We start from the raw sequence: 12,355 nt of genomic DNA on the forward strand, positions 1-12,355 counted from the left end.
AAGTCGTTTCACAGGCGCGAGGTAGAGCTTATGAGATGGGATGCATACTGCGACGTGACAGGGCGATCGTCAGCCAAATTGCCGAAACCAGGAAGTAGAATGCTCCGACGCCAGCGTAGCCCGCAACCGTGGCGATAGAAGGCTCCTGAGGCATTTGCGCCTGAAAGATGAAGAGAGCACCGACCACAGAGGATTGGCTTCCGCTCAAAATCATCGCCCACTGACCCCCATTCGTTTTTCGGCGCCGCACAGCAGTTCCAAGCTGCAACAGCCCTGAGAAGATAGCCCATAGACCGAAGGCGCCGAGAACCCAGTTCATGTTCATTGTCAACGCCAGGATTACGGCTATCGTCATAACCGAGCTCGCTGCGACGTTGATCGCTTGGCTCCGATTGGCGGCAAGACCACCACTCCTGGTGGCATCGATAACGTTGGCGATTGCATCCCAAGCGGGATAAATGATCAGCAGTGCGGCAGCCACCGCAAAGGAATGTCGTCCGGCAGTCAACGCAGCCGCGACCCAAAGCACTGAGAAGGCCGCTCTGGTAAAGTAATACTGCTTGAGCCACTGGTCGTTGCCGCGCGCGGCACGGGAGATCTGGTTGTTCGACATTGTTTTCTGTCACTTTCTAAACTGGTTGATTAGTGGTTCGCGCGAGCGTCATCAGATGAAGACGAAATGCTCGCTCAAGTGGGTGTTCTCTGCCATTCAGCACGGCGGGTCTGATCGCTTTTGTCAGAGAGTTTCCCGGCTGACATTTCGGGACTATCGAGGTCCTGGCCGTCGCGAGAAGAAACCGTCGTCCCGCCGCCGTGGGCACCCTTGATGCCCATGCCTTTCCGAAGGCATCGCTGATCGCCTCCTCCCGCCCGGCAGCCCATCGGCCGTCAGGATCGGAGAGGATGGAACTCGCTTGGTTGATTTCGATTTGTCGTGAAGGCGCAATTTCTGAAATCGGCATCACTTTCCGGACTTCCGTCGGCTCATGGATTGTTTTCCTGTGGTTCATCATCTCGATTGCCTCAGATGCCGGCGTACCACTCGTAGCCACGGTCTTCCCAATAGCCGCCGTTCCCACCCCACAGCCCGGCGAAGCTGTCGACCAGTTCGATGCGCATGATGTATTTTGCCTGTTTGTAGCCGAGCTGTCGCTCGACCCTGAGGCGCAAGGGCGCGCCGTGGCCGACGCTGAGATCCTGGCCGTTCATCTGGTAGGCGAGGATGGTTTGAGGATGGACCGCATCGATGAGATCAATGCTCTCATAGTAACGGCCGCTTCCGTCGAGCGTCTTTTCGAGTTCGTCCGCACAATGCAATACGACGTAGCGCGCCGTCGGCCTAACCCCGGTGAGACGCAACAAGTGGGAGAGCGGGACGCCTTTCCATTTACCGATAGCACTCCAGCCTTCGACGCAATCATGGCGGGTAATCTGGGTGCGGGAAGGAAGCGCCTTCAGATCTTTGAGCGAAATCTCTTGAGGCCGATCAACAAGACCGTCGATCTTCAGTCGCCAGTTTGCGAATTGGCCTTCCAACAGTTCTGCATATTCCTCGCTATCGGGAGCACTCGTTCCGTTGACACGGAAGAAAGGAGAAATGTCTTTTTCGTCAAACTCACGCGCCAGCGCATCCCGCCCCTGAAGCAGTCTCTGTGCCTTCATGGTCAGGTGCTCGGCTGAGCGCAGGACATCGGCGACGTCGGCGTTCTGGTCCAGCAGGTCACACCCGGAAAGGGTCAGGGCGCTGGCGCCGAGTGTGCCGCCGATGAGGAAGCGGCGTCGGGTGAGAAGCGTTCTCATGATTGTGGCCCCTTGTGATGAATCATATAGCGTCCGGTGATCATCGAGCGAATATTGTTCCAGGTCCCGGACAGGACCACCATTGCCACATGCACGACAACGAAGATGACCAGCGCCGACGCTGTGATGAAATGGACGGTACGCGCGGACTGGCGTCCACCGAAAATCTCAATGAGTACGGGGAAAGCGGCGTCAATCCCGGGTGACATTGCCAAACCCGTGGCGACCATCAGCGGCAGCAGAACGACAATGACCGCCAGATAGGTGAGCTTTTGAAGCGAATTATAGTGTTTGGCCTCCTCCCCTTTCGGAAAGCGCAGCCGAGCATGATCGAGGACTTCGCGGCCGAGGTGGCTTGGCGAGAGCTCATGGGGCTTTGGCGCAAGGTCCTTGCGGAAATGTCCGCTCAGCACGCTGAAGCCGAGATAGACAATGCCGTTGATCGCAAACAGCCAGGCGAAGAAGAAATGCCAGCGACGTCCGGCTGCAAGATCCTGGAATGAAGGGATGGTTGCCCAGGAGGGAAAAGCGCGTGAGACTTGTCCGCCATCAACATTCGACACGCCGAGGACGCCCGTGGTAGGTAGTTCCAGGCCTGCAATGCGAACAAAACCGCGTGGTTCGCCGCCTTTGTCATCGGCGCCAATCGTCAAGACGGCAGGATCGCCGTCGGCGCCATAATGTCCCCAGTATAGCTCGGGGTGGGCGTTGAAGATCTGCAATCCGCTCAAAAGAAGGAAACTCAGGCAGAGCACGTTCAGCCAGTGCGTGAGCCGTGTCACGACAGAGTGGCGGCGAATAGAGATCGTCCGGGGATTTCGGACATTATCATTGGAAGGGTCTACGCTCATCTCAACGTCTTTCATCGGTGCATTTAGCGGCGGCAGACCAAGCAGCGTCGATCTGTAGTCGCCGGCCGAAGCAGTATGGCGGCTGCTCCGGCCAGTGACGGCGGGGTCTTCACATCGGGGGAACCACGCCATTCTTGCCGACGACCACCTGATGGGCGATGGGGCCGGTTGCAGCCTTTTCAGCGGTGATGAAGACTACGGCGCCGGGGACGAGATCATCCTTGGTGGCTCCAGCGATGGTGACGACAGGTGTCCCATCCGGAATGGCGATCTTCTTTTCCTTGCCATGATAGGTGACGGTGACGGTCCGGCCATCTACACCCGTTACGGCATCGGCGACCGTCGCATTGGTCATGCTGCTGTCGGGCTTCAAATCCCAACCATAGCTCCCCTCGCCTGTGCCTTTCATTTCCGGCGGGAAAATTAGGACCTCAAGCGCTCCATCGCCGCCATCGCCCTTTGGCAAGGATGCGATGCCCACGAAATCGCCCGGCTTGATATCGGTGACCTTTGCGTTGGCAACGCCAGCGACCTTCCAGTCTTTGGCAAGGACGACGTCGACGGTCTCACCTTCGCGGGTCTTCACTTTCAGCGTTGACCCCTCGTAGTCGACGATGCTGCCTCGTACATGGATCGGCGCGGCTTTCTTATCTTCGGCAGATGCAGGTGCGGAAACAACAGTTGCGGAAAGGATGCTGGCTAGCGCGAAGGCCAGAGCTGGAAAAACATTTCTCATTTTTATCTTCCTACTAGTTGGTAGTTTCGATGGGCGCGATTGACCCGGGTAGCCATGCCACGCAGGATTAGTGTGAGGCTGTGGGCATGAGACGATTGAGGGCGGGTTCGAGTATCGTTGAGAAGACCTCCGGTTTCCCGTAGGCTCTCGCCGAAAGCATTGCCCCGTATACGGTGGCCAGAAATGTTTCGGCTTCAACATGCGGCGCACTGGTAAGACTCAGTTCGCCTTGCTTGGCACCGCGTTCCATGACCGAAGTCAGCCATGAGGAGATGAAACGAAAAAAGTTCGTCACCTCCGTTGCGACTTCCGTCGGGAGGGAAGGCAGCTCACTGGCAAGCATAGCACAGACACAATAGGGTCTGCTGGCATCCTCGATGCATGCAGCCCAGTGGTTTGCATAAGTCTTGAGGATGTCCAGAGCGTTCGGAACCTTCTGCTCAAGGACTGCCACGCTTGCCTGGCCATCCTCTCGATACCGCTTAACCAGCTCACGCACCAGATCGACCTTGCTCGGAAAATGATGATGGATGCTTGCCTTGCGGATGCCAACAATCTCCGAGATATCAGCATAGCTGAAGCTATTGTAGCCGCCGCTTATCAGAAGGTTTCGGGTGGACGTCAGAATGTCGTCCGAGGTTGTCGAAAGATTGCTCATGCAGTCTATCTACCTTCTAGTAGGCAGATGGTCAATAGCAAATGTTGGTTTCGTGTCAGCCGTCCGTGGAGACGGTCACATCCTTCCATGCTTCGATTTCCTGTTGCAGACGCTCGATACGTGCCGTCACATGCTTCAAGGCATCGCTACCGAGGAGAAGTTGTGGTGGAGGATTGTCGGACTCGACGAGGGTCAGCACCGCGGAGGCGAGCTTTTGTGGATCTCCGAGCTGCTTGCCGCTCACTGCCTGACGCGCCTCGCGGATCGGATCAAACAGGCTATCATAGTCAGCAATGGAACGCTCTGTGCGGACCATGGAACGACCTGCCCAGTCCGTCCGAAATGAGCCCGGGCAAAGGGTTGTCACACGAACACCGAACGGCGCCATTTCCGAACGCATGACCTCTGAAATACCCTGCAAGGCGAACTTGCTGCCGCAGTAATAGGCGATGCCGGGCATGGTGATCATGCCGCCCATCGACGTCACGTTGACGATAAAGCCGCTTCGGCGCTCACGGAACCTCGGGAGAAACGCCTTGGCGACTGCAACGGCGCCAAACACGTTCACGTCGAACTGGCGGCGCATCTCCTCAAGCGGCGATTCCTCAAGCACACCCTCGTGCCCGTATCCGGCATTGTTGATCAGCACATCCACGGGACCGTGGTCTTCTTCCGCCTTCTGAACCACCTCCGGAATGCGTCCGAAATCTGTGACATCGCAAAGGACCGGGTGGAGTGTCGGCAGTATCTTTGACAACCTGTCACGCGACGGTTCGGAGCGGGCGGTCCCGATGACCTTGTGACCGGCATGGATTGCGGCAGTGGCAATGGCCAGTCCAAAGCCTGAGTTTGCGCCTGTGATGAAGAAGGTCTTGGATGACATGTCGGAAACTCCTTGATTAACCATCCACATGACAGATAATCTAGAGCGCGCTTCAATTCGATTGCATATCCTCTCAGTATGTTGCCAAATCCTATGACATGTGAAAAGACATCCCCCGCACATGACCAGCTTGTCGTCCTGGCTGAACGGCTTGCACCTCGTCTGGGGTACAATCAAACAGCGTTCGGTTGTGTCCGTATCCTACGTACGGAAGCGGTGCTGAATGATGTTCCGGTTCTCTACAAGCCGGGGGCCGTATTCGTTTTGCAGGGAAATAAATACGGCATGCTGGATGGAGAAATGTACCTCTACGACGAGGACCACTATCTTGCCGTTTCGGTACCAGTTCCCTTCCGGATGACGTCTACCGCCAATCCACAGCGGCCGCTGCTCGCAGTCTATCTGGAGTTCGATATGCAAGTGGCGGCAGAAATCGCCATACAGGTCGAGAGACTCACCGGTCCTGTAAGCGCCAAGCCGAGAGGTCTATTCTCAAGCAGAATGGATAGCAGGCTCAAAGACGTCCTGCTGCGCTTGCTGATGACACTTGACAGCCCGGTCGAGGTTGCAGTGCTGGGAGCTTCCATCCTGCGTGAACTGCACTATCGCGTCATGTCGGGTCCGCAAGGCGGCACAGTGATCGCGGCCCTGCAGCAGAAAGGAACGGCGGGAAAACTGGTCGAGAGCGTGATGTGGCTACGGGAGAATTACGCAGCCGACATGGCCATCGCGGATCTCGCTAAAGCCGCGGGAATGAGTGTCCCTTCCTACCACGTCCATTTCAAGGAGCTGACAGGCTCAAGTCCTATGCAATATGTGAAAGCGCTGCGGCTCCATGAAGCGAGGCTGATGATCGCCCGCCAAAGCGGAACCATCGCAGATGTGGCTGTTTCAGTAGGCTATGTCAGCCCAGCGCAATTCAGCCGCGATTTCAGACGGCATTTCGGGCGCACTGCATCGGAAGAGGCGAAGTGGGTCCAGTATCATCTGGGAGAACAGGTATGATCATTGAGCCTCATCGTTCTCACAATCGCTCGACCGTCAGAACACACCATATCATTGTAAAGCCGCGTCAAGTGCGGCTTTACAATGAACGAGGGTCGTGTCGAAGACAGGAACGCCTACATTATCCTGGTTCAACAGCATACCCACCTCTGTACAGCCGAGGATAAGACAGTCGCAGCCTTTGTCGACCAGACGCTGTGCAATCCGTTCATAGGTCAAGCGGCTCTCCTTGCGGACGATGTCACGGCACAGCTCGTCATAGATAATACGATGAGTTTCTGCTCGATCATCGGCTTCAGGGATCTCTGGCCACAGCCCCTGAGCTATGAGGCGGTCGGTATAGAAGGTCTGCTCCATGGTGAAGGCGGTTGCCATCAAACCCGGTCTCCGGAAACCGCGGTCGAGGATAGCCGTTGCAGTTGCGTCCGCGATGTGCACGAACGGCATCGAGACCCCGCCCACGATCTTGTCAGCCACCTTGTGCATGGTATTCGTCGCCAGGATGAGGAGGTCGGCACCTCCGCGCTGCAGCGCGATAGCATGATCATTGAGGATGCGGCCCGCCGCGCCCCAATCGGAGGATGCCTGCAACTTTTCGATTTCATCAAAGTCGACAGACCGTATAAGAAGCTCTGGAGAGTGAAGTCCCCCCAGCCTCTCGCGGGTCAGCCTGCAAAGCTCTCGGTAATAAATCTGGGTTGATGTCGCGGACATCCCGCCAAGTATGCCGATGGTCTTCAAGTGTTGCTCCATGTTCATAGGTTAGGTCCCGCTAAACGGACGCTTAAGCAGAAAGCAGGCCTGCCATATTCGCTACCTCCGAGGCGGTTGCAACGTCAGGGAAACCACGAACTGAGTGAGATTCCCGAATTATGGCCCCACCCGCTCCTTCAAATTTACGCGTGTAGTGCAGCGGAGGAAACGCCGCGGCCCATGCGCGCCCAAAAATTCCGCGTTACTACCTGCAGGTGGAGCGGCCAGCACCGCCTCGTGCCAATGCTCAGGCACTGATGCCGCCATCGACGAGAATGCCTGAGCCTGTAATGTAGGCTGCACCGGGCCCCGCGAGAAAGGCGACGGCCTCTGCGACTTCTCTAGTTTTACCGTATCGAGCAATCGAGAGGTTTGGCAGGATAGTGGCTGCGAGTGCGCCATCGGCAGGGTTCATGTCAGTATCAATCGGACCTGGTCGAACCAGATTGACCGTAATTTCCCGAGAGCCCAGCTCACGTGCGAGACCGCGCGTGAAGCTCTCCAGTGCAGACTTGGTCGCGGCATAGACCGTGATCCCCGCGAACGGCACAGCCAGACCTGCGTTGCTGCCGGTACTGATGATGCGACCTCCGTTGGGAATATATTTCAGCGCTGCCTGGGTGATCAGAAAGACGCCGCGAACATTTACGTTCAGCTGCAGATCAATCTCCTCAAGTGGCTGCGTGGCGAAATCACTTGCGAGAAGGACACCGGCGTTATTGACCAGGATGTCAAGGCCGCCGAGCTCAGAGACCGTTTGTTCGACGGTCGCCGTCGCGGCTGCAATGCACGCGGCATCGGCATGGATGGCGATCGCATTTCGACCGAGGGCGCGGATCTCGGCACAGAGAGCTTCCGCTTTCTCGACTGACTTCTCATAGGTGATCGCAACGTCGGCACCGTCCTCGGCCAGTTTTAGCGCAATTGCCGCACCGATACCGCGTGCTGCACCGGTGACCAGCGCGCGCTTGCCGGCAAGAGGTAGTGTGGAGATGTTGTTCATGGAGATTACCTCTGAATGTTTCTGTTTTGCTGGGGAGTTTCACGCCGTTTTCGCGCGATCGGCTGATGATGCGCTGAAATGGTGCCGCTCATCGGCGCAACGGTTGGGTCGATGTCAGACCGACGGAAAGCCATCCCGCGATGAGAAGACAAAAGGCAATTGCAACCGCTGCAACGCTGTATGCTTGGCCAATGGATTGAACGTCTGTGGCCGGCCCCAAGATCGAGAAGAACAATCCGCCAACGATTGCGGCTGCCAATGCACCGCCAATCTGAAACATCGAATTGACCAGACCAGAAGCCAAACCTGACTGCGTCCGGTCTACCCTTTGCACGATGCTCTTCACCAGGTTTGGAAGGGCGATCCCCTGCCCCGCACCGATAAGAAAGAGCGCAGCAAAAAGGAATTGCGGAAGGCCATTCGAAATTAAGGCCGCCGTTCCAAACAACCCTGCGGCTTGCAGCACCATGCCGGCGCCAGCGGAAAATCTTCCGAAGACGCTGAGGATGCGCTCGCTTGCAAAAGGACCAAGGACGAAGCCGACAGCCGCAGGAAGGATCGCCAGCCCGGCCTCGAAAGGCGTCCGACCAAGGCCACCCTGCTCATAGACCGAGAATATCAGCCAGAAAGCCGCAAGGGCGTAGAAGAACAAGGCAGCCAGCAGCCCGCGCAGTAGTCCACGGTTTTGCAGCAGGCTCGGTGCAAGAATCGGATCTTTCCCCGTCGATTCCAGATGTTTCTCATGCCGCCAAAACAGGACGAAAAACGGAAGACACGTGGCAAGCATCACGATGAGCCAGATCGGCCACCCCTGCTCCCGGCCCTCGATCAGCGGCGCAATCAGTGCAAATAGCGCAATCGCGATCAACAATGCTCCTCCAAGATCCAGTTTGCTTGGGTGCGCAGATCGAGTTTCCCGCAACGTGATGAAGGCGGACGGCGCGGCGACCGCGATAACCGGCAGGTTGATGAGGAAGATGGCTCTCCATCCAAGACCAAGAATATCAAGCGCAATCAACGCGCCACCAAGAAACAGACCAACCATCGATGCCACCCCGAATGTCAGGGCATAAAAGCTGAGGGCCTTTGATTTTTCGTGGTCTGGGAAAATTGCATTGATGGAAGCTAAGGCTTGCGGTGCCATAATTGCCGCCGCAAACCCCTGAAGGATACGGCCGACGATCAGCGCGGCTGGAGACCAGGCAAACCCGCATAGGGCAGACGCGGCTGCAAAACCGACCATTCCAGCCAGAAAGACATTTCGTCGACCATAGAGATCTCCAAGCCTTCCCCCAGTGATCAGCATCACAGCGTAGGTGGTAGCGTAACCGGAGATAATCAGCTGCATCGTTGATGCAGAAGCCCCGAAATCCTCCCGGATCGAGGGCAGCGCCACATTGACGATGAAGAAGTCGAGCGGCGGCAAAAAGGCACCGGTCAAAAGGATGACCAGCGCCATCCATCGACGTGGATCGAGTTTATCATCGGGATTGCTGGTGTCTCTCATAAGTCTCCCCAAGCGATCAAAAAATCGATCGACGGTTTGCAAAATCATCAATTGGAACTAATTGGTTCCAAAATAGGGTCAGCCAAGCGCCTTCAGTGCCAGGTCGACCATGGCCCTTGTCTCCGCGCGATCTGCTCCTGCCTTCGCCAGGACCCGCATACCCTGGATCTGGCACACGAGGAACCTCGCGAGCGTTCGTTCATCCAGCCCAGGATCGATCTCGCCCAAGGCCTGGCCTCTTATGATCGCCGCGGCATAAAGATCTTGCAGACGTCTGAACAGCCGGGAAATACGTAGTGCGACCTCTTTATCCTCCGGAAGCATTTCTACAGCTGCAAAGACGACAAAGCATCCACGCAAACCGTCCGTTCCCGATGTTTGATCCACTTGTTGAGAAAAAGCTTCTAAAATTGCGGCTTTAGGCGACGGATTGGAATGCAGTGTTTCACCGACCGAGCGAACGGCGTCCTCGATGTAAGCGTCGAGGGCGCGCAGATAGACGCCTCTCTTGTCGACGAAAGCCTTATAAAAGCTGCCTCTGGAAAGTTCCATGCCCTCAAGCAGGTCGGGAAGGGATGCATCGTGATATCCACGATCCCAAAATACGTGCATTGCTTTTCGAACTGCTTCATTGAGTTCAAATTCGCGAGGGCGACCGACGGACGCGGATATTGGAGTGCGCTTGACCATGGAGACTATATGGAACCATTCGGTACACAATGCAAGAGACAATGTGGCTTCATCAAGCTAAAGGCGTCCAGGTCAAGGACCAACAGTCGGATCAACGGGATAGTCCCGAGAGAATTCCCTGACCGCGATCAAAATCGGCATAAGCCCATGGCCTGCTGAACTCAGCGAGTATTCGACTCGAGGAGGCTGCTCTTGAAAGTCGTGTCGGCGTATGAGGCCGTCAATTTCCAGCTCCCTGAGATGTTGCGTTAGCATCTTCTGGGATATCCCAGGTATGTCTCTCATGAACTGCGATGCCCGCAGTGATGGTTCGGCGAACAATCGGAAAAGGATCGCCAGTTTCCAACGTCCTGTGATCATCCGAAGCACCCTGCTGACATGAGAGACAGATCCGTCGGCTCCGAGGCATGTCGCCCTATCCTCGACAGGCACTTTAAAGTGCGTAATTGCCTGTTTCATCGACGAACCTCATATCTGCCGGAGACGATAACAAGGATCAAATATCATGGAGTTACAGCTCCAAAACAAGGTTGCGCTGGTCACGGGAAGCAGCAAGGGGATTGGCGAGGGTGTGGCCCGAGGCCTCGCAAAGGAAGGGGCGACCATTCTTGTCCACGGTCGCGACAGAATGAAAACAGAGGAAGTCGCGCATGACATCATATCCTCTGGAGGTCGGGCATTCGCAGTATTCGGCGACCTGACAGTCTCGGATCAGGTCGATCGTCTCATTAGGGATTCCATGGCTGCAGCAGGGTCGATCGACATCCTGGTCAATAATGCCGGCGGATCTGCCCCGGCAGAGGATTGGACCTCGACGAACTCTGAGACGTGGGCGGCTGTCTATGACAGGAACGTGCTCGGATCTGTGAGGATAATCTCGCTCGTTCTGCCCGCAATGAAAGCATCGCGGTGGGGTCGGATCATAAGCATCGCAAGCCTGGCGGCCCTGATGCCGCCCGCAAGTCGACCGGACTACTCCGCCGCCAAGGCAGCCATGATCGCGATGACGGCGTCGCTCGCAAAAGACGTTGCTGCATACGGCATCACCGCAAACACCGTCTCGCCTGGAACGGTGCATAGCACCAGCTTGGATGCCGTATTCCGTAGGAAAGCCATTGAGAGGGGGTTGGCCATCGACGCCTCCTGGAACGACATAGAGAGAGAAATCCTGCCGATGTTTGCTCAGGTGCCCCTTGGGAGGGTCGGAACCCTTGAGGAGATTGCGGATGCCATTGCTTTTCTCTCGAGCCCCCGTGCCGGCTATATCACAGGAGCAAACCTCCGACTTGACGGAGGAATGTGGCCAGGGACGTAGCAGGGCAACAGAGGATCTGCGCCAGGTTCTCTGGGTGCCCCGCATCAGTTCCAGCTTGCCATGACGAACCGGTGGATGTCCATTTCGAGTTCCTGGTCTTCCGGCGTCCCACCCGTGAAGCCACCATGGGGCATGGCTTCGAAGACGTGCAATTCGGTTTCCACGCCAGCTTTTCGCAAGGCTCGATGCATCCTCACCGTGTTCGATAGGAACAGGTCACGCGTGCCGGTCTGCAGAAACGTCGGCGGGAAGCCCCGCAGATCACCAAAGAGTGGCGACAGATAGGGATTGGAAAGATCTGCACCACCAGCGTAGAGCAGGTTGCTTGCTCTAAGCGGGCGAGGGAGAACAAGATCAAGCATCTGGTTTGTTTGGAAACTGTCGCCCGATTCGGTGAGGTCAACCTGTGGCGAGAGCAAGACTAATCTGCCGGGCATTGGCATGCCTTCATCTCTCGCCCGTAGCAGCATAGCAGCCGCGAGATTGCCGCCGGCCGATCTCCCCAGGATGACCACCTTGTCGGGGGGATGACCGTTCAACACATGACGGTACGTGGCCAAGCAGTCATCAAGAGCGGCCGGATATGGATGCTCGGGCGGCATTCGGTAATCGACGCCGTAGCATCGAACGGCATGCTTGTGAGCTTGGCGGCGTGCACTGACGCGACAGGCCTCTCCGCCTCCGAACACCAATGCGCCGCCATGCAGATCGATGAGTGCGCTACGCTCATGAAATGATCCGTGCGGCGTTGCGACATGGATCGTTGCTTGTTCGACTACGATTGTCCCGACTGTGGACTGCAAACTCTTGGCAAGGTCTTTAGCCGCGGCGGCGTAGTGCGCATCTACTGCGGCTTTCATCATCATCCAGCCTGAAAAATCCTCTGGGGACGGCATTTCGAACCGCGCATTGGTAGGGCTGCCGTCCTCGTCGACCAGGCGCGACAGTGCCGCTCGTGCTTCAGCGCTGATGGACTTTGGGGCCTGAATTTTCCGTGAAGGGACGGCTACACTGCGCGAGGAATTGCTCATTTCTTGCTCTGTCATGGAACGAAGCGGCGATGACTTTTTCTCGAACCCCGGGCGCCAGTCTGGCCTGTCGACGTTAGATAATCTGCCCGAGACATGAAATCGCTTCAGATTGGAGCTTGGGTC

At 56.7% G+C, this 12,355-nt stretch carries 14 protein-coding genes; 2 read left to right on the top strand and 12 right to left on the bottom strand.

The window, feature by feature from the left end; translation table 11 throughout:
• Positions 1-28: 28 nt before the first annotated feature.
• The 6 genes from RAC79_RS14995 to RAC79_RS15020 all read right to left on the bottom strand — a co-directional run bounded on the left by RAC79_RS14995 (position 29) and on the right by RAC79_RS15020 (position 4,928).
• Positions 29-613: a DUF308 domain-containing protein gene (locus RAC79_RS14995; protein ID WP_374997190.1), complete on the bottom strand. Its 585-nt coding sequence runs from the start codon at positions 611-613 to the stop codon at positions 29-31.
• Between the two features lie 410 nt (positions 614-1,023).
• The gene (locus RAC79_RS15000; protein ID WP_374997191.1) at positions 1,024-1,800 is read right to left on the bottom strand and encodes a molybdopterin-binding protein; all 777 of its coding nucleotides are present in this window, start codon (positions 1,798-1,800) and stop codon (positions 1,024-1,026) included.
• Positions 1,797-2,651, bottom strand: a complete 855-nt coding sequence (locus RAC79_RS15005) for a cytochrome b/b6 domain-containing protein (protein ID WP_374997192.1) — start codon at positions 2,649-2,651, stop codon at positions 1,797-1,799. The genes RAC79_RS15000 and RAC79_RS15005 overlap by 4 nt, the downstream gene beginning before the upstream one ends.
• A 109-nt stretch (positions 2,652-2,760) precedes the next feature.
• Entirely contained in the window at positions 2,761-3,387 is a 627-nt protein-coding gene (locus RAC79_RS15010; protein WP_220331297.1) for a hypothetical protein, read from the bottom strand.
• 67 nt (positions 3,388-3,454) lie between these two features.
• Positions 3,455-4,045 carry a TetR/AcrR family transcriptional regulator gene (locus RAC79_RS15015; protein WP_374997193.1) on the bottom strand — a complete coding sequence of 197 codons (591 nt, stop codon included), beginning with the start codon at positions 4,043-4,045 and terminating at the stop codon, positions 3,455-3,457.
• A 55-nt stretch (positions 4,046-4,100) separates the two neighbouring features.
• Positions 4,101-4,928: an oxidoreductase gene (locus RAC79_RS15020; protein ID WP_374997194.1), complete on the bottom strand. Its 828-nt coding sequence runs from the start codon at positions 4,926-4,928 to the stop codon at positions 4,101-4,103.
• A 78-nt stretch (positions 4,929-5,006) separates the two neighbouring features.
• On the opposite strand from RAC79_RS15020, the gene RAC79_RS15025 reads away from it, so the two are divergent.
• Entirely contained in the window at positions 5,007-5,933 is a 927-nt protein-coding gene (locus tag RAC79_RS15025; RefSeq protein WP_374997195.1) for an AraC family transcriptional regulator N-terminal domain-containing protein, read from the top strand.
• A 51-nt stretch (positions 5,934-5,984) separates the two neighbouring features.
• On the opposite strand, the gene RAC79_RS15030 is transcribed toward RAC79_RS15025, so the two are convergent.
• From RAC79_RS15030 to RAC79_RS15050, 5 genes are all read right to left on the bottom strand, one after another.
• The gene (locus RAC79_RS15030) at positions 5,985-6,674 is read right to left on the bottom strand and encodes an aspartate/glutamate racemase family protein (RefSeq protein WP_220331301.1); all 690 of its coding nucleotides are present in this window, start codon (positions 6,672-6,674) and stop codon (positions 5,985-5,987) included.
• A 259-nt stretch (positions 6,675-6,933) separates the two neighbouring features.
• Positions 6,934-7,689 (bottom strand): SDR family oxidoreductase, encoded by a 756-nt coding sequence (locus RAC79_RS15035; RefSeq protein WP_220331302.1) that lies wholly within the window; start codon positions 7,687-7,689, stop codon positions 6,934-6,936.
• Positions 7,690-7,777: 88 nt separating this feature from the next.
• A complete protein-coding gene (locus RAC79_RS15040) occupies positions 7,778-9,196 on the bottom strand; it encodes an MFS transporter (protein WP_374997196.1) in 1,419 nt (472 codons plus the stop codon).
• Positions 9,197-9,274: 78 nt separating this feature from the next.
• Entirely contained in the window at positions 9,275-9,808 is a 534-nt protein-coding gene (locus RAC79_RS15045) for a TetR/AcrR family transcriptional regulator (protein WP_374997260.1), read from the bottom strand.
• Positions 9,809-9,958: 150 nt separating this feature from the next.
• Positions 9,959-10,345 carry a winged helix-turn-helix transcriptional regulator gene (locus RAC79_RS15050; RefSeq protein ID WP_374997197.1) on the bottom strand — a complete coding sequence of 129 codons (387 nt, stop codon included), beginning with the start codon at positions 10,343-10,345 and terminating at the stop codon, positions 9,959-9,961.
• 46 nt (positions 10,346-10,391) lie between these two features.
• Between RAC79_RS15050 and RAC79_RS15055 the strand changes: the two genes are divergently transcribed.
• Positions 10,392-11,201: an SDR family NAD(P)-dependent oxidoreductase gene (locus tag RAC79_RS15055; protein ID WP_173616162.1), complete on the top strand. Its 810-nt coding sequence runs from the start codon at positions 10,392-10,394 to the stop codon at positions 11,199-11,201.
• A gap of 44 nt (positions 11,202-11,245) precedes the next feature.
• Here RAC79_RS15055 and RAC79_RS15060 read toward each other — a convergent pair whose 3' ends face one another.
• Complete coding sequence (locus tag RAC79_RS15060) at positions 11,246-12,232, bottom strand: alpha/beta hydrolase (RefSeq protein ID WP_374997198.1); 987 nt, start codon at positions 12,230-12,232, stop codon at positions 11,246-11,248.
• Between the last annotated feature and the right edge of the window lie 123 nt (positions 12,233-12,355).

The organism is Agrobacterium sp. LR_9 (assembly GCF_041954855.1).
GTDB classification, from domain to species: domain Bacteria; phylum Pseudomonadota; class Alphaproteobacteria; order Rhizobiales; family Rhizobiaceae; genus Agrobacterium; species Agrobacterium leguminum.